This window comes from Collinsella aerofaciens (genome assembly GCF_039758965.1).
Taxonomy (GTDB): Bacteria; Actinomycetota; Coriobacteriia; order Coriobacteriales; family Coriobacteriaceae; genus Collinsella; species Collinsella aerofaciens_BR.
Map to the genome: position 1 here is coordinate 40,501 of NZ_JBDMSL010000019.1, position 16,114 is coordinate 56,614.

Sequence of the window (16,114 nt, forward strand, 5' to 3'; positions counted from 1 at the left end):
GCGGGCTGTCCCTTTATCACATCGTGCGGTACTGACCGATTGCGCGGTACTTTTCGTAGCGGAGGTTTGTGAGGGTCGCGTCGTCGAGCCGCCCAAGCGTATCGAAGGCATCAAATGCCGAGGACATGACGGCACCGGCGATCTCCTCATGCGACAGGCCCTTATCGTCAACAATGCCGTCGATGATGCCGAGCGCCAGCAGATCGGGGGCCGTGAGCTTAAGCGCCTCGGCGGCCTCATCCGCACGCTCGGTATCCTTCCACAGGATCGACGCACAGGCCTCGGGGCTCACGACTGAATAGGCCGAGCTCGAGAGCATCAGGATGCGGTCGGCCACGGACAGCGCCAGCGCGCCACCAGAGCCGCCCTCGCCTGTCACCACCGAGACAATCGGTGTCTTAAGGCCGCTCATCTCCATGAGATTCTGAGCAATCGCCTCGCCCTGGCCGCGCTCCTCGGCACCGATGCCGCAAAACGCGCCCGAAGTATCGACCAGGCACAGAACCGGTCGACCAAACTTTTCGGCCTGGCGCATAAGGCGACGCGCTTTGCGGTAGCCCTCGGGATGTGCCATGCCAAAGTTGCGACGCATGCGCTCTTTGGTCGTGGTGCCGCGCTCGATGGCGATGACCGTTACGGGGCGCCCGTCTTTCCAGCCAATGCCAGCCACCACAGCGGCGTCGTCGCCAAAGTAGCGGTCGCCGTGCAGCTCCACAAATCCATCCAGGCCCAGCGAGATCATCTCGCCTGCCGTGGCGCGATCTGCCGAGCGGGTCTGCTTGACAATCTCGAGCGCGGTTTTTGGTGCGGCCGAGCGCTTGAACAAATGTCCCAGCTTTTTGCCGCGGCGGCCCGTATGCACAATCTCGTGCGGTGCCCCCAGGCCGGGCGCGTGCCCTTCGTGCAGCGCCAGCAGCTCGCCTACCGTGAGCGCAACCTCGCCACGCGGTACAACGGCATCGCAAAAGCCGTGCTCCAGCAAAAACTCGGAGCGCTGGAATCCCTTGGGCAGGCGCTTGTGCATGTTCTGCTCGATCACGCGCGGGCCGGCAAATGCCGTCAGGGCATCGGGCTCGGCCAGGATAATATCGCCCTCCATGGCAAAGCTCGCGGTTACGCCTCCGGTCGTGGGGTCAGTGAGCACCGTGATATACAGGCCGCCCGCCTCGCTATGGCGCCTAACCGCCGCAGAGATTTTGGCCATCTGCATGAGCGAGGTCACGCCCTCCTGCATGCGGGCGCCACCCGATACGGTAAAGCCAACGACCGGCAGTCCCAGCTCGGTCGCACGCTCAAATGTGCGGCAGATCTTCTCGCCCACCACGGAACCCATCGAGCCCATCATAAAGTTGGCGTCCATAAAGAAGAGCGCCGTATCGCAACCGCAGATTTTGCCCTTGCCGCACACAACGGCATCGCGCTCGCCCGAACGTTCGCTCACGCTCTTGAGCTTGTCGGCATAGCCGGGAAACGAAAGGAAGTCCTCCGGCGCCAGACTGGCATCCCATTCCTCAAACGTGCCCTCGTCAATCGTCATGCGCATGCGGTCGCGCCCGCTCACGCGAAAGTGTTTGCCGCAACGAGGGCAGACCTCGAGGTTGTCGTGCAGGCGCGCCTCATCGATCACACGGCGGCACTCCGGGCACTTGATAAACACGTGGCGCGCGGGAAACTCGGCGCACGACTCGGTCATCGGTCCCTCGAGGACGTTGACCGTCTTCGCTTTTCTATTCATCAGCATAGAGATGCCCCATCAGATCGGTGTGATACATGCCCGACAAGAACTCGTCGTTTGCCAGCACGTCGAGCTGAAGCTCGCTGTTTTCGCTCACGCCCTCAATCACGAGCTCGCCCAGGGCCGAGCGCATCTTGCGAATGGCGCCGTCACGCGTGGGCGCACACACGATGAGCTTGCCGAGCATGGAGTCGTAGTACGGCGGAACTTTCGCACCGGCAAACATGGCGGAATCCCAGCGCACGCGCGGACCACCCGGCACACGCAACGCGGTGACCGTTCCGCATGACGGCAGAAAGTCCGGCGTTTCGGCATTGATGCGGCACTCCATGGCGTGGTTGCGGACCGGCATGTCCTCCTGCTCAAAGGGCAGAGGCTGGCCGGCTGCCACGCGCAGCTGCCACTTGACCAAGTCGGTATCGGTCACAAACTCCGTAACCGGATGTTCCACCTGCAAGCGCGTGTTCATTTCCATAAAGTAGAAATTACCGTCGTCCGAATACAGGAACTCGATGGTACCGGCTCCTTCGTAGCCGACGGCACGAGCCAGGTCACGCGCTGCCTTGTGCATGCGAGCACGAATGTCGTCGTGTCCGTCGAGGCACGGCGCGGGGCTCTCCTCGATTAGCTTTTGGTTGCGCCGCTGCACCGAGCACTCGCGCTCGCCGAGCGAAAACACATGGCCCTGCTTATCGGCCATAATCTGTACCTCAACGTGATGCGCCGGCGCGACGAACTTCTCCATGTAGCACTCGCCGTCGCCAAAAACGGCCTCGCCCTCGGCGCGTGCTTCAATAAAGGCCTTTGCCGCATCTTCCGCGCGCTCGACCTTACGAATACCGCGACCGCCGCCGCCCGCACGCGCCTTAATAAGCACGGGGCAGCCAATGCGCTCAGCCTCGGCCGTTGCCTCCTCGGGACTTTTGAGCAAATCGCAGCCCGGCACGATGGGCACGCCCGCCGCGGCAGCCGTTCGACGTGCGGCGTCCTTGTCGCCCATGCTGTCGATCACCTTGGCCGAAGGACCAACAAACGCCAGGCCATACTTGTCGCAGTCGCGCACGAAGCTCGCCTTCTCGGAGAAAAAGCCATAGCCGGGATGAATTGCCTTAGCTCCCGACTTTACGGCACAGGTGAGCACAGCATCGTCGTTGAGGTAGCTCTCGGCAAGACGCGGACCGCCGATGCAATACGCCTCGTCGGCAAGCTGCACGTGCAGCGCGTCCGCATCGGCCGTGGAATAAACGGCGACGGTCTTGATGCCCATATCGCGGCACGCGCGGATAACACGGACCGCGACTTCGCCGCGGTTGGCGATGAGCACTTTGTCGAACATGAAGCCTTCCTTAACTTTCGTGCATGAGTGCAAAAGACATATCGGCGCGGCAGCAAACCTCACCGTTGACGCTCGCAGTACCCGTCGCAAAGCGGAACGGCCCGCGCGCACGCGTGATGGTGCACACCAGATCAACCGTGTCGCCCGGGCGCACCGGACGCTTAAAGCGCACCTTGTCCAGACTCGTGTAGAACGGCGTCGCGCCGCGCGCTTCCTCATCGCCCATCAGCAGCACGCAACAGTTTTGGGCGAGCATCTCGCACTGAATCACGCCGGGGACCACCGGGTTTCCCGGAAAATGCCCCTGCAAAAAGTACTCGTCGCCCGTAATCGTGATCTTGCCGTGGGCCTCGTCGCCCACCAGCTCGGCCTCGTCGAGCAAAAGCATCGGTTCGCGATGCGGCAACAGTTCCTTAAGCTCTTCTTTGTTCATGGATATCACCTATCCGATCCTCATGAGGCAGCTGCCAAACTCCACGAGGTCGCCGTCGGCCACGCAGATCTCGAGCACCTCGCCGTCTGCCTCTGCCGTTACCTCGTTGAGAACCTTCATGGCCTCGATGATGCAGAGCGTCTCGCCGGCCTTGACCTTAGAGCCCACGTGCACAAACGGCTCGTCGCCCGGCGCCGGGGCAGCATAGAAAACGCCGACCATGGGAGCGGTCACCTCGGTGCCCTTGGGCTCCGGTGCGGCGGCAGGTGTCTGCGCGGCGGGCTCCGGTGCGGCAGGCGCGACTGTGGGAGCTGCAACTGGAGCGGCCATAGCGCTCGGCATGGGCATGGGCACGGCAACCGGCTGTGCGGCGCTCGCGCGCTCGAGTTCGACCGCGGTGCCATCGGGCTCCTCAACGCGTACGCGCGTGAGGCCGCGGTCCTCCATAACATCGGCTATCTCGGCAAGTCTTTTGGAATCCATGCTCTAGCTCCTCGTATATCTACGCAGCGCGATGGCGGCGTTGTGTCCGCCAAAGCCCAGGTTGGTCGAAAGCGCCCAGGTAAGGTCAGCGCGAACCGCGCGATTGGGCGTGTAGTCAAGATCGCAGGCGGGATCGGGCGTGTGGTAGTTAATGGTCGGCGGCACCACGCCCTGCTCGAGCGCCATGGCGCAGGCCATGACCTCGATGGCGCCCGTGGCACCGATCATGTGGCCGGTCATCGACTTAGTCGACGAGACGTGCGCGGCGCGCGCCGCGTCCTCGCCGAGCGCACGCTTAATGCCCGCCGTCTCGGACGAATCGTTGAGCTTGGTCGATGTGCCGTGGGCATTGATGTAGAGGCCCTCGGAAGGCCTGACGTCGCCCTCGGTCACCGCCAGCGATATCGCGCGGGCAATGCCGGCAGCCTCGGGATCAGGGCTCGTGATGTGATAGGCATCATCGGTGTTGCCGTAGCCCACGACCTCGGCATAAATGTGCGCACCGCGCGCCTGCGCATGTTCCATGCTCTCGAGCACGAGCACGCAGGCGCCCTCGCCCATCACAAAGCCATCGCGGTCTGCATCGAACGGGCGGCAAGCCGTCGCGGGATCAGGGTTGGTGGTCAATGCGCGGCAGGACGTAAAGCCCGCAACGGCATCGGGGATAATTGCGGCCTCGGCGCCGCCCGCGAGGATCGCGTCGGCATAGCCGTGCTTTATGGCGCGGAACGCCTCGCCCACCGCATGGGCCGAGGTTGCGCACGCGGTCACCACGGGCAGGGTCGGGCCCTTTGCCTTGTGGCGGATTGCGATATTGCCCGATGCCATGTTGGGGATCATCATCGCGATCATATAGGGCGATGCGCGGCGGGGCCCACGTTCGGCAATCGTATGGACGTTGTCGACGAGCGTCGTCATGCCGCCCACGCCCGAGCCCACGTAGACGCCCAGGCGCTCGCGATCGATGGCGCCTTCGACATCAAAGCCCGCATCGTGCATGGCTTCGTCCGAAGCCGCCATCGCAAACTGAACGCAGGGGTCGAGATGCTTGGCGTCACGCTTGCCAAAGTACTCGTTGCCGTCAAAGCCCTTGACCTCGGCTGCCACCTTGACGGCAAACGCATCGGTATCGAAGTGCGTGATCGGGCCGATGCCGCACGTGCCAGCACACATTGCCGCCCAGGTGGCAAGCGCGGTGTTGCCGAGCGGCGACACGGCACCGATACCGGTGATTGCAACTCTCTGTTCCATCATGGTCTCCTCATCCAAGCCGTTCTTCGGCCCTGGTTTCTACATCGCCATTCCGCCGTCGACGCGCACGACCTCACCCGTAATGTAGGCAGCCGCATCACTCGCCAGAAAGCGCACTACGCCGGCCACCTCCTCGGGGCGCGCCATACGCTTAAGGGGAATCTGCTCCTCGGTTACCGTACGCACCTTCTCCGAGAGCTTTGCCGTCATATCCGTCTCGACAAACCCGGGGGCAACCGCGTTCACTCGTACGCCGCGGGGCGCAAGCTCGCGCGCCACCGCCTTGGTCAGGCCGATCACGCCCGCCTTGGAGGCAGCGTAGTTGGCTTGCCCGGCATTGCCCATCAGGCCCACGACCGAGCTCATGTTGACGACGCAGCCGCCGCGCTGGCGCATAAAGGTCTTGGTGAGCGCGCGCGTCGTGTTAAACGTTCCTTTAAGATTGACATCGAGCACGCGATCGAAGGCGTCATCGCCCATGCGCATGAGCAGGCCATCGCGGGTGATGCCAGCGTTGTTGACGAGCGCCCAAATGGAGCCAAAGTCGTTGAGGACCGCTTCCACGCACGCGTTGACGGCAGCGGGGTCGGCCACGTCGCATTGATATGAGCGCGCCGTGGCGCCAGCCGCCTCGCAGGCGTCGCACGTCTCGCGCGCCGCATCGACGCTGCCGGCATAGACGACGGCGATATCGTAGCCATCCTCCGCCAGACCGATAGCGCAGGCGCGGCCGATACCCCGCGAGCCGCCCGTGACCAGTGCCACGCGACGTGAGTCGTTGCGCTCGAGCGCGCCATTGTTCAAGTTGCCCATGTCATTCCTTTCGGGTTACAGCCCTGTGGACTATGCGAGCTCGTCGGCAATAGCTGCGACCTGCTCGGCCGTCTCGCACGAATACACACGAACGTCGCTCAGCGTACGCTTGACCAGGCCGGACAGCGTTTTGCCGGGGCCGACCTCAATAAATGTGTCGATGCCTTGATCCTGCAGAGCATGCAGCGTATCGACCCAGCGTACGGCATGGCTCACCTGATTGGCCAAGACATCCGATGCTGCTCGCGGGTCCGCCGGATAGGGCGCCGCCGTCATGTTTGCCATGACCGGAATCAGCAGCGGAGACGGCGCGTGGCCGGCTTGGATATACGTCGCCAGTCCCTCAGTCGCCTCGGCCATATAGGGGCTATGGAATGCACCCGACACCGCGACCTTCATGGCCCGGCCGCCAGCCTCTTTTACTAGGACGTCGAGCTCCTGCAGCGCCTCGGGCGCTCCGGCAACAACCGTCTGCTGCGGACTGTTGTAGTTGACCGGCCAGCAATCCTCGCCGGCCTGTTTTGCCAAGCCCTCGACTTGCGCCGCATCGAGCTTGATGACGGCGCGCATGCCGCCCGGATGGCGCTCGGCAGCCGCGGCCATCAGCGCCGCGCGCTCGCACACGAGCTCAAAGCCCGCTCGCGTATCGAACGCCCCCGCAAAGGTGAGCGCGGCGACCTCGCCTAGCGAGAATCCCGCACAGGCGGCAGGTACCACGCCGCGCTCACGCAGGGCGGCAGCCGCTGCTAGGTCGTGAACGAACACGCACGGCTGCGTGTTCTCGGTCTGCGAGAGCTCCTCCTTGGAGGCACTCCGGCATTGCTCGCTGGTCCCCGGGCGCACCTTGTCGGCAATGGCGAACACCTCGGCGGCCGCCGGCGATATCTCGATCAGATCGACGCCCATCGCGGGGTGTTGGGCACCCTGGCCGGCAAACAGAAACGCTACGCTACCCATGCGCACGCACCCTTCAGGACGCGCTCGGCGCCATCGACCAGATCGTCAACGATTTCACGTGCGCTCTGGCGCTCGCTAACCATGCCGGCAATCTGTCCACACAAAAACGAACCCTCTTCGTAATTACCGTCCTTGGCGGCCTTGCGAAGGGCGCCCGTGCCCATGGCCCCGAGCTCCTCGACGCTTGCGCCCGCCGCCTCGCTCTTAGCGTAGGCGTTGGTAAAGGGGCTCTTGAGGGCACGCACCGGGTGTCCCGTCGAGCGGCCGGTCGCACGCGTCGAGGTGTCGTTGGCCTTCAGGACCATCTCCTTGTACTGCTCCGATACGGTGCACTCGTCTGCGATCAGAAAGCGCGTACCCACCTGCACGCCGGCGGCGCCCAGCATAAAGGCGGCCGCCATGCCGCGGCCGTCGGCAATACCGCCGGCAGCCACGACGGGAATGTCGACCGCATCGACGACCTGCGGCACCAGTGCCATCGTCGAGGTCTCGCCAATATGGCCGCCCGATTCGGTGCCCTCGGCAACAACCGCCGTGGCCCCACGACGCGCCACGAGGCGCGCCAGCGCCACCGAGGCAACGACCGGGATGACCTTGATGCCCGCCTCGTTCCACGCCTTCATGTACTTGGTGGGATTGCCGGCACCCGTCACGACGACCGGTACTCGCTCGTCAATCACAACCTGGGCGACCTCGTCGGCGAACGGGCTCATGAGCATGACGTTGACGCCAAAGGGCTTATCCGTCTTGGCGCGCAGCTCATGAATCTGGTCGCGAAGCCAGTTGGCGTCGGCGTTCATGGCCGCGATGATGCCTAAGCCACCCGCCTCGGACACTGCGGACGCCAGCGAGGCATCGGCAATCCAGGCCATACCGCCCTGGAACACGGGCTTTTCGATGCCGAGCAGATCGCAGAGAGGAGTCTTGAGCATCTCTACTTCTCCAATGCCGCCTCGACCGTATCGGCGAACTCGCCGACCGTCTTGGGGTTCTCCTCGGTATCGAGCTGGATGCCAAACTCGTCCTCGACGGCAACGAGGATCTCGACGGTGCCCAGGCTGTCGAGACCAATCTCCTCGAGCGTGGACTCGGGCTTCATCTCGACATCGTCAAGACCGGCGGTCTCGCGGATAACGTCGCAAACGCGCTCGAAGGTCTTCTGATCTGCCATGGTAGTTCTCCTTTGTTTGTGCCCTAGGGGCGTTTTTATTTCCTATGTGCGACTACTTCCAACGAAGCAGATAGCCACCTATATCCAGACCGGCGCCAAATCCAACCAAGGCGATGGTGTCGCCTGTGTGAAGTGCACCGGCGTTTGCCAGCCGGTCGAGGGCAAGCGGAATGCATGCGCTCGAAATGTTGCCGGTCTCGCGCAACGTGCGAACCACGCGCTCGTCCGGCACGCCCAGGCGCTTGACCGCCTGGCTCAGGATTCGTTCGTTAGCCTGATGGAATACAAAATGATCGATGTCTTCGACCAAAATGCCCGCATCGATCGCAAGCTTATGGACCGTGTCGCAGATGGCGTTGACGCCGAACTTGAACACGCGGCGGCCATTCATGGACAGCACACTCGCGCTATCTGCGGAGGCCTTAAACGGCGAGGTACCGACCAGACCGGGAACGCGCAACGTCTCGACGTCGGGCGCCGTCGAAAGCTCGACGGCAAGGGGGTTGTCTCCCCCAGCTTCAATCACTGCGGCGCCTGCCCCATCGCCAAAAAGCACGCAGGTGGCACGGTCGGTCCAGTCGAGCGCGCGCGTCATCTGCTCGGCAGCAACAACAAGCACGCGCTCGGCACGGCTGCGGGCGATATAGCCCTCGGCGACATCGAGCGCAAATACGAAGCCGGCACAAGCCGCCGAGACATCGAAGGCAGGGCACGTCGCGCCAAGTCGCTCAGCAACGGCACACGCCTCGGCGGGAACAAGGTGGTCACCCGTCGTCGTCGAGCAGACGATCAGATCCAGCTGGCTCGCGTCGATTCCGGACACCTGGAGTGCCCGCTCGCTCGCCGCCACGGCAAGGTCGTCAAGTGACTCGGTGGTGCAGACGTGGCGGCTCTTGATACCTGTGCGAGTAAAAATCCACTCATCCGAGGTATCGAGGAACTCAGACAGCTCGTCATTGGAAACGCTGCGCTCAGGAAGCGCCGAGCCTGTTCCAAGAATCGTGAAACCCATCACTAACCTCCTTTGAGTTGTTGACGTGTTTACATCGACCAAGAGAGGATAGCGCATTTTAGTCGTTGTTGACGTGTTAACATTAAATTGTCCAAATGCGACAAAGGCTTCACATTGTGTCTATCTCTCGACACCATTACGCGATTGCCTTATTAACTTAGGAGGTAGCAACCGTTATGGATGCCAAATTAACGATAGTCGACGTAACCGGATCGACCAACGATGACCTGCTCGAAGCAGGAAAACAGGGAGCGCCGCACGGCACAGGACTTGCCGCCCGGGCTCAGACAGCAGGACGCGGTCGGCGCGGCCACAAATGGGATTCAACCGCTGGTAACTTGTTGCTCTCGATTGTCCTACGTCCACGTGTTGATCCCGCCAAGTACTCTGGTCTTGCCGCCGTCAGCGGCCTAGCGGTGCTCGAGGCACTCGAGGCGCAAGGTCTTGCTAACGAGATCGGCCTCAAATGGCCCAACGACCTCGTCGCGCGAGGGCGCAAACTCGGCGGCATTCTGGTCGAAGCCGCACGCGATAACGAAGGCAAACCTTTCGCCGTCTGTGGCATTGGCGTCAATGTGAACTATGTGCCTTCGGAGGTTCCCGATGGCGGCCTGGCGGCAATCGGTCTCTCGGATCTCAACGAGAACGTTCCCGCCGTCGATGTGCTACTCAAACAGGTCTATCACGCAGTCGTAAACGCTGTGGACGCGTGGGCAGATCTGCTCGACGCCATGAAAGAAAACACTGGACCGCTCGCGCCCGTCCACGGCGAATATGTCACTCACCTCAATTGGATCGGAGAGCACGTTATCGCCCGTTCCCCTGCCGGTGACGAGCTGGCACGCGGCATCTTTAAAACCGTCGATGCCTTTGGTCGCGCATGTATCGAAACGGAAGGCGGCTTGCGATCCTTCCATTTTGAGGAGGCATCGCTGCGTCCCTTGAGCGAATAGGGCGCTGCAGCCACCTACTCGGCAGCAATGCCCGGCAGTCCAAACCATTATTCAAAACAAAAGAGCCCCGCTACCAACATGGCAGCGGGGCTCTGTAAGCTATGAGCGATATCGCTTAGAGCTTGATGTCGATGTCGACGCCAGCGGGGAGGTCGAGACGCATGAGCGAATCAACGGTGCCCGAGGTGGGGTCGAGGATGTCGATGAGGCGCTTGTGGGTGCGCATCTCGAACTGCTCACGGGAGTCCTTGTTCACGTGCGGCGAGCGGATAACCGTGTACAGGTTGCGCTCGGTGGGCAGGGGGACAGGACCGGAAACGCGAGCGCCGGTCTTCTGAGCGGTCTCGACGATGAGCTTCGCGGACTGATCGACGACCTCGTGATCATAGCCCTTGAGGCGAATGCGGATCTTCTGGGTAGCCAACTTAAACCTCCAAAGAGTGCGAGAGATGTTCTCGCGGATTACGTAACAGGGAGCTCGAACTTAGGCGTTCTTGCTCATGACCTCGTCCACGATGGACTTGGGCGCGGGCTCATAAGAGTCGAACTGCATCGTGTAGGATGCACGGCCCTGGGTCTGGGAGCGAAGGTCGGTAGCGTAACCGAACATCTCGCCCAGCGGCACCTTGGCACGGATGAGCTTGCTGTTCTTGCGATCTTCCATGCCCTCGATCTTGCCGCGGCGACCGGAGAGGTTGCCCATAACGTCGCCCATGTACTGCTCGGGGGTCTCGACCTCGACAGCCATGATCGGCTCGAGCAGCTGCGGGTCGGACTTCTTGAGAGCGTCCTTGATAGCCATGGAACCGGCGATCTTGAAGGCGGCCTCGGAGGAGTCGACCTCGTGGTAAGAACCGTCGAACAGGGTGACCTTAACGTCGAGGACCGGGAAGCCGGCGATAACACCGGTGTTCAGGGCCTCCTGGATGCCCTTGTCGATGGACGGGATGTACTCCTTGGGCACGACGCCGCCGACGATAGCGTTGACGAACTCGTAACCGAAGCCCTCCTCCATCTTCTCGAGCTTGATGACGGCGTGGCCATACTGACCGCGACCACCGGACTGACGGACGAACTTGCCCTCAGCCTTCTCGACGTCGTGTCCAGCGGTCTCACGGTAGGCAACCTGGGGCTTACCAACGTTAGCGTCAACCTTGAACTCGCGGAGCAGACGGTCGACGATGATCTCGAGGTGCAGCTCGCCCATGCCGGCGATGATGGTCTGGCCGGTCTCGTGGTTGGTGGACACCTGGAAGGTCGGGTCCTCCTCGGCAAGCTTGGTCAGAGCCAGGGACATCTTGTCCTGCTCGGCCTTGGTCTTGGGCTCGATGGCAACGTCGATAACGGGCTTAGCGAACTCGATCTTCTCGAGGACGATCTCCTTGCCCTCTTCGCACAGGGTGTCACCGGTGGTGGAGTTCTTGAAGCCGACGCAAGCGACGATGTCGCCGGCGGCAGCGTCGTCACGGTCGATACGCTCGGCGGCGTTCATCTCGAGGATGCGGCCGAGGCGCTCGCGCTGACCGTTGGAAGCGTTGATCACGTAGGAGCCAGACTCGGCGCGACCGGAGTAAACGCGGACATAGGTGAGCTTACCGACGAACGGGTCAGTCATGATCTTGAAGACCAGGCCGGAGAAGGGCTCGTCGAAGGAAGGATGGCGCTCGATCTCCTCGCCGGTGTCCGGATCGGTACCGGTGACGGCCTCAACGTCGAGCGGGCTAGGCAGGTAGTCGACGACAGCGTCGAGCAGCTCCTGGACGCCCTTGTTCTTGTAGGCGGAGCCCACGAAGACGAGGTTGAGCTCGTTGGCCAGAACGCCCTTGCGCAGAGCAGCCTTGAGCTCCTCGACGGTGAAGTCCTCCTCCATGAGGATCTTCTCCATGAGCTCGTCGTCAAAGCTGGCAGCAGCGTCGAGGAGCTCCTCGCGCTTGGTGGCAGCGATGTCGGCGAACTCAGCCGGGATCTCGTCCATCGGCTCGGGGTAGGTCATGCCCTTGTCGTCGGCCTTGAAGTCCCAAGCAGTCATAGTGACTAGGTCGATGACGCCCCAGAAGTTGTCCTCGGCGCCCATCGGGACCTGAGCGGCCACGGCGTTGGCATCGAGACGATCCTTCATGGTCTCGATAGCGTTGAAGAAGTCAGCGCCCACGCGGTCATACTTGTTGATGAAGGCGATGCGGGGGACGTTGAAGGTAGAAGCCTGACGCCAAACGGTCTCAGACTGGGGCTGAACGCCGGCAACGGCGTCGAAGACGGCGACAGCGCCATCGAGGACGCGCAGGCAGCGCTCGACCTCGGCGGTGAAGTCAACGTGGCCCGGGGTGTCGATGATCTGGATGCGGTAGTCGGTACCGTCCTTCTTCCAGAAGCACGTAGTAGCAGCGGAGGTAATGGTTACGCCGCGCTCCTGCTCCTGAACCATCCAGTCCATGGTGGCAGCGCCCTCATGGACCTCACCGATCTTGTGGGTCTTACCGGTGTAGTAAAGAATACGCTCGGTCGTGGTGGTCTTACCGGCATCGATGTGGGCCATGATGCCGATGTTACGGGTATCGGAAAGCTTGTACTTAGGCTTAGCCATGTTAGTTCCTTACCTTAACTTACCAACGATAGTGAGAGAACGCGCGGTTGGCCTCAGCCATCTTGAAGACGTCCTCACGCTTCTTGACGGAAGCGCCCAGGCCGTTGGAAGCGTCGAGGATCTCGTTGGCGAGACGCTCGGCCATGGTCTTCTCCTTGCGAGCGCGGGAGAAGTTGACGATCCAGCGGATACCCAGAGCGGTGGAACGACGGGAGTTGACCTCCATCGGGACCTGATAGGTAGCGCCACCGACACGCTTGGGCTTAACCTCGAGCGTGGGCTTGACGTTGTCCATAGCCTTCTTGAAGGTAGCGAGAGCGTCGCCACCCTCGGACTTCTCGGCAACGATCTCGAAAGCGGTGTAAACGATGCGCTCAGCGGTGGCCTTCTTACCGTCAAGAAGGACCTTGTTGATGAGCTGAGTCACCAGGCGGTTGTTGTAAACGGCGTCAGGCTGAACCTCACGACGATTAGCTGCTGCACGACGCGGCATGTGAAATCTCCTTAAGTGTCTACCGTGCGGCGCTTAGGCGGCACACGGCGAAAGTATCAAAACGTTATCTGGCTTATTTGGCCTTGGGGCGCTTAGCACCGTACTTGGAACGGGCCTGCATACGGTTCTGGACCGGAGCAGCGTCGTAGGCGCCACGGATGACGTGATAACGGACACCAGGGAGGTCACGGACACGACCGCCGCGGACGAGCACGATGGAGTGCTCCTGCAGGTTGTGGCCCTCACCCGGGATGTAAGCAGTAACTTCGATGCCGTTGACAAGGCGAACACGGGCAACCTTACGAAGAGCCGAGTTCGGCTTCTTGGGGCTCGTGGTGAAGACGCGGGTGCACACGCCGCGCTTCTGGGAGTTGTGCTGCAGAGCAGCGTTCTTGGACTTCTTGGGCACGGAACGACGGCCCTGGCGAACCAGCTGGTTAATAGTAGGCAAAGCGTACTCCTTCTCGAATGATTCCAGCTTTCTGTAAAGTGCAACGGCTTGAATCGAGGGGTCAGCATCCCCCTACGAAACACGCAGTTTGATAGGATACGTGGCGTTAGCTGTGCCGTCAACAGACCACGCCGCCGGGCGTATCCCAAAATGAGCACATTTCCGCAAAGCCTACACAAAAGTGTAATCCCCTTCTGCGCGCGTGGGCGGATTCCCGGCCCGGGCGGCCCAGGTTTTAAGTTTGCTGCTCTACAGTCCTGCGCAAGACGGAAAGCACATTAAGTGCTTTCCTTTGCGTGCGGAACTCGCGACAAACTTAAAACCTGGGCCGCCCGGGCCGGGAATCCGCCGTGCTCGATGGGGCAACGCTACCTGCCAAATAGGGACAGGTTTATTTTGGTCGGTTTTATCTGGGGAAACGTCGCGCTCCGGCGGTGATCTGCTTTCGTCTGTCACATGGAAATCGGCGGCGTTTTCGGAAGTATGCGGCAAATTTTGGACTTGCTGAGCGCGCAGGGGTTTTGCGATAACAAATCAGCAGGTAGAGCGCTTGAGCATATGCGGTGTGGTCGGCCCATCAAGATTTTGCCGCATACTTCCGAAATTCAGACGAATATCGCTCGCTTTAACCGCCCATTTACCGCAAAAGAGGCCGCTTTCCCTAGTAGGAAGCGGCCTCAGACCTTACGAATAGACGATGGTAAAGGGTACTTCTGTTTCGGTCTCTCCTGTTGATGTGTACCTCGTGCCCTCAAGGGTTACCGAGACCACTTGATCGACATTGATCAGTTTTGTCGGCACCGAGATGTTCTCTCCGCTATTGCGCGTCAGCGAGACATAGAAATTGTACGCGCCCGCAGCATCATCTTCGATAATCTGCTCCAATCCATCCTTGTAGGTAACGGTCAACTTTTTCGTGACTGCGTCAATGCCCAAATCATCGATGTGTGTCTGGATAGAAAACGGGCTAATCTCAAGAGGCGAGTCATCGGAGCGGAGTTCCTTTTTATCGACGTACGCTCCAACGCTAAACTCGGGCGTCGATGCCTCGAACGGCTTCGCGTCCTCGCCTTCGCCCTCAGTCCAGCAGATATTCCAGGTAACCGCATGTTGCAAATCTCGCTCGCGATCCCACGAGGCAAAGTACATCGTGCCATTAATGACCGTGTCGCTTGATGTGTCCTTATCAATTGTGCAGCGTGTGTCAGCCCATTCCTCGCCGAAGTTCATGCTGGGCGTGCCGATGCCTTGTTCTTCTTCACCATAGAGAACAAGTTCGCCTGTCTCTGCTGCCGGCTTGTAGTAGTTAACGCCATTTGGATTGGACAACGTAAACGTCACGGCACCGCAACCGTTTTTATCGATAGCCATATCATGAATGTCGAGTGTATAGCCGTTGCCCTCGACGGACAGATTGACCTTCTGTACTGAACCCTCCAAGCTTTGGGGCGCGATACCATCACCAAACTCTCTGGTGTAGGTATATTTAGTCCCCGACGAGCCACCTTGAGTCCAGGTAATGGACTCTCCGTTGCCATGGTTTCCCCAGGCAGAGGCAAAATAACTGGAATTGACGACGGCGTAGGCGACCCCTCCGGTCGCCAGCACTCCGGCAAGGCATCCGATCACGGCAACATACAGAGGCTTCGCGTGACCCTTTCGGCGAAGCGGCTCACCAGCAGCGGCATAAAGAACACGGTCAGCAAGATCGCTATCGGCTTGGACGGACTCGAAGGCCTGCTTGATTTGGTTGGATTTCACGGTCGCCCTCCTCTAGGATGAACTTGAGTTTCGATCTGCCGCGAGCTAAACGCGTTCGAACGGTCGCGGCTGGTACGTGCAGCAACTCGGCAATCTCTGAAGTCGAGAAGCCCAGATAGTAATAGAGCACGATGGGGATACGGAATCGTTCCGGAAGCCGCATGACATCTGACAGGACGGCCTTGGTCTCATCCTGCGCTGTCGAAAGCGACTCGGCCAGGTTCTCAATATCCTCCACACGCCTCCATGGCTTTCGAAAGAGCGATTTGCATTCATTGATCGTGACCCGGATAAGCCATCGACGAAGATGTTCCCAACTTTCAAAGTTTCCATCGCTTTTAAGCAACTTAAGAAAGACGTCTTGAGCAACATCGTCGGCGTCGGCGCGATCACGCAGGTACGTCAACGCGATTCGAAACACGACATCCCGGTGATCTTCAACCGCCTGTCTAAATGCTTGTTCTTCCATAATCACCTCCCGGTGACGTTAATAATTCTTGGTGAGGCCCTCACCTTAGATACGCTCTTGTCGGGCGAAATGTTTCAAATTCAAGCAGGAAAAACCTACCAAAATAAACCTGTCCCTTTTTGGCAGGTTCTCTTCAATCAGAACCACCCTTAAAAAGGGTGGTTTGCTCTTAGGGTATAACCCACGGGCCCCGGGCTCGCGTCTAAAGGCGC

Annotated in this window: 17 protein-coding genes; 1 reads left to right on the top strand and 16 read right to left on the bottom strand. The window is 60.7% G+C overall.

The window, feature by feature from the left end; all coding sequences use genetic code 11:
* Positions 1–16: 16 nt before the first annotated feature.
* Genes accD through ABHU32_RS07405 form a run of 10 tightly spaced genes read right to left on the bottom strand, consistent with a single transcriptional unit; the run spans position 17 to position 9,191 of the window.
* On the bottom strand, positions 17–1,741 hold the full coding sequence (accD, locus tag ABHU32_RS07360) for an acetyl-CoA carboxylase, carboxyltransferase subunit beta (RefSeq protein WP_346979524.1): 1,725 nt from the start codon (positions 1,739–1,741) through the stop codon (positions 17–19).
* Positions 1,728–3,071 (bottom strand): acetyl-CoA carboxylase biotin carboxylase subunit, encoded by a 1,344-nt coding sequence (locus ABHU32_RS07365; RefSeq protein ID WP_271761067.1) that lies wholly within the window; start codon positions 3,069–3,071, stop codon positions 1,728–1,730. Before ABHU32_RS07365 ends, accD begins: the two co-directional genes overlap by 14 nt.
* A gap of 10 nt (positions 3,072–3,081) precedes the next feature.
* The gene (fabZ, locus tag ABHU32_RS07370) at positions 3,082–3,504 is read right to left on the bottom strand and encodes a 3-hydroxyacyl-ACP dehydratase FabZ (RefSeq protein ID WP_117563763.1); all 423 of its coding nucleotides are present in this window, start codon (positions 3,502–3,504) and stop codon (positions 3,082–3,084) included.
* Positions 3,505–3,513: 9 nt separating this feature from the next.
* Positions 3,514–3,987 carry an acetyl-CoA carboxylase biotin carboxyl carrier protein gene (accB, locus tag ABHU32_RS07375; RefSeq protein WP_022094191.1) on the bottom strand — a complete coding sequence of 158 codons (474 nt, stop codon included), beginning with the start codon at positions 3,985–3,987 and terminating at the stop codon, positions 3,514–3,516.
* A gap of 3 nt (positions 3,988–3,990) precedes the next feature.
* The gene (gene fabF / locus ABHU32_RS07380; RefSeq protein ID WP_346979525.1) at positions 3,991–5,241 is read right to left on the bottom strand and encodes a beta-ketoacyl-ACP synthase II; all 1,251 of its coding nucleotides are present in this window, start codon (positions 5,239–5,241) and stop codon (positions 3,991–3,993) included.
* A 36-nt stretch (positions 5,242–5,277) separates the two neighbouring features.
* Positions 5,278–6,051, bottom strand: coding sequence for a 3-oxoacyl-[acyl-carrier-protein] reductase (gene fabG, locus ABHU32_RS07385; protein ID WP_138374774.1), 774 nt, complete (start codon positions 6,049–6,051; stop codon positions 5,278–5,280).
* A 30-nt stretch (positions 6,052–6,081) separates the two neighbouring features.
* Complete coding sequence (locus ABHU32_RS07390) at positions 6,082–7,008, bottom strand: ACP S-malonyltransferase (protein ID WP_346979526.1); 927 nt, start codon at positions 7,006–7,008, stop codon at positions 6,082–6,084.
* Positions 6,996–7,940, bottom strand: coding sequence for an enoyl-[acyl-carrier-protein] reductase FabK (gene fabK, locus ABHU32_RS07395; protein WP_346979527.1), 945 nt, complete (start codon positions 7,938–7,940; stop codon positions 6,996–6,998). The genes ABHU32_RS07390 and fabK overlap by 13 nt, the downstream gene beginning before the upstream one ends.
* A 2-nt stretch (positions 7,941–7,942) precedes the next feature.
* Positions 7,943–8,179 carry an acyl carrier protein gene (locus ABHU32_RS07400; protein WP_006235019.1) on the bottom strand — a complete coding sequence of 79 codons (237 nt, stop codon included), beginning with the start codon at positions 8,177–8,179 and terminating at the stop codon, positions 7,943–7,945.
* 52 nt (positions 8,180–8,231) lie between these two features.
* Complete coding sequence (locus tag ABHU32_RS07405) at positions 8,232–9,191, bottom strand: 3-oxoacyl-ACP synthase III family protein (protein WP_270225420.1); 960 nt, start codon at positions 9,189–9,191, stop codon at positions 8,232–8,234.
* Between the two features lie 176 nt (positions 9,192–9,367).
* Between ABHU32_RS07405 and ABHU32_RS07410 the strand changes: the two genes are divergently transcribed.
* Positions 9,368–10,144: a biotin--[acetyl-CoA-carboxylase] ligase gene (locus ABHU32_RS07410; RefSeq protein ID WP_346979528.1), complete on the top strand. Its 777-nt coding sequence runs from the start codon at positions 9,368–9,370 to the stop codon at positions 10,142–10,144.
* 115 nt (positions 10,145–10,259) lie between these two features.
* Here the strand turns inward: ABHU32_RS07410 and rpsJ are convergent, their stop codons facing one another.
* The 6 genes from rpsJ to ABHU32_RS07440 all read right to left on the bottom strand — a co-directional run bounded on the left by rpsJ (position 10,260) and on the right by ABHU32_RS07440 (position 15,902).
* Entirely contained in the window at positions 10,260–10,568 is a 309-nt protein-coding gene (rpsJ, locus tag ABHU32_RS07415; RefSeq protein ID WP_022094184.1) for a 30S ribosomal protein S10, read from the bottom strand.
* A 60-nt stretch (positions 10,569–10,628) separates the two neighbouring features.
* Positions 10,629–12,728 (bottom strand): elongation factor G, encoded by a 2,100-nt coding sequence (gene fusA, locus ABHU32_RS07420; RefSeq protein ID WP_156600535.1) that lies wholly within the window; start codon positions 12,726–12,728, stop codon positions 10,629–10,631.
* A gap of 19 nt (positions 12,729–12,747) precedes the next feature.
* The gene (gene rpsG, locus ABHU32_RS07425) at positions 12,748–13,221 is read right to left on the bottom strand and encodes a 30S ribosomal protein S7 (protein ID WP_006235013.1); all 474 of its coding nucleotides are present in this window, start codon (positions 13,219–13,221) and stop codon (positions 12,748–12,750) included.
* 73 nt (positions 13,222–13,294) lie between these two features.
* Positions 13,295–13,672 carry a 30S ribosomal protein S12 gene (gene rpsL, locus ABHU32_RS07430; RefSeq protein WP_006235012.1) on the bottom strand — a complete coding sequence of 126 codons (378 nt, stop codon included), beginning with the start codon at positions 13,670–13,672 and terminating at the stop codon, positions 13,295–13,297.
* Between the two features lie 684 nt (positions 13,673–14,356).
* Positions 14,357–15,433, bottom strand: a complete 1,077-nt coding sequence (locus tag ABHU32_RS07435) for a DUF4179 domain-containing protein (protein ID WP_346979529.1) — start codon at positions 15,431–15,433, stop codon at positions 14,357–14,359.
* Positions 15,384–15,902 carry an RNA polymerase sigma factor gene (locus ABHU32_RS07440; RefSeq protein ID WP_346979530.1) on the bottom strand — a complete coding sequence of 173 codons (519 nt, stop codon included), beginning with the start codon at positions 15,900–15,902 and terminating at the stop codon, positions 15,384–15,386. The genes ABHU32_RS07435 and ABHU32_RS07440 overlap by 50 nt, the downstream gene beginning before the upstream one ends.
* Positions 15,903–16,114 lie beyond the last annotated feature (212 nt).

Coding starts and splice junctions, on each gene's coding strand:
- accD (WP_346979524.1), bottom strand. CDS start 1,741: ATGCTGATGAATAGAAAAGCGAAGACGGTCAACGTCCTCGAGGGACCG.
- ABHU32_RS07365 (WP_271761067.1), bottom strand. CDS start 3,071: ATGTTCGACAAAGTGCTCATCGCCAACCGCGGCGAAGTCGCGGTCCGT.
- fabZ (WP_117563763.1), bottom strand. CDS start 3,504: ATGAACAAAGAAGAGCTTAAGGAACTGTTGCCGCATCGCGAACCGATG.
- accB (WP_022094191.1), bottom strand. CDS start 3,987: ATGGATTCCAAAAGACTTGCCGAGATAGCCGATGTTATGGAGGACCGC.
- fabF (WP_346979525.1), bottom strand. CDS start 5,241: ATGATGGAACAGAGAGTTGCAATCACCGGTATCGGTGCCGTGTCGCCG.
- fabG (WP_138374774.1), bottom strand. CDS start 6,051: ATGGGCAACTTGAACAATGGCGCGCTCGAGCGCAACGACTCACGTCGC.
- ABHU32_RS07390 (WP_346979526.1), bottom strand. CDS start 7,008: ATGGGTAGCGTAGCGTTTCTGTTTGCCGGCCAGGGTGCCCAACACCCC.
- fabK (WP_346979527.1), bottom strand. CDS start 7,940: ATGCTCAAGACTCCTCTCTGCGATCTGCTCGGCATCGAAAAGCCCGTG.
- ABHU32_RS07400 (WP_006235019.1), bottom strand. CDS start 8,179: ATGGCAGATCAGAAGACCTTCGAGCGCGTTTGCGACGTTATCCGCGAG.
- ABHU32_RS07405 (WP_270225420.1), bottom strand. CDS start 9,191: ATGGGTTTCACGATTCTTGGAACAGGCTCGGCGCTTCCTGAGCGCAGC.
- ABHU32_RS07410 (WP_346979528.1), top strand. CDS start 9,368: ATGGATGCCAAATTAACGATAGTCGACGTAACCGGATCGACCAACGAT.
- fusA (WP_156600535.1), bottom strand. CDS start 12,728: ATGGCTAAGCCTAAGTACAAGCTTTCCGATACCCGTAACATCGGCATC.
- rpsG (WP_006235013.1), bottom strand. CDS start 13,221: ATGCCGCGTCGTGCAGCAGCTAATCGTCGTGAGGTTCAGCCTGACGCC.
- ABHU32_RS07440 (WP_346979530.1), bottom strand. CDS start 15,902: ATGGAAGAACAAGCATTTAGACAGGCGGTTGAAGATCACCGGGATGTC.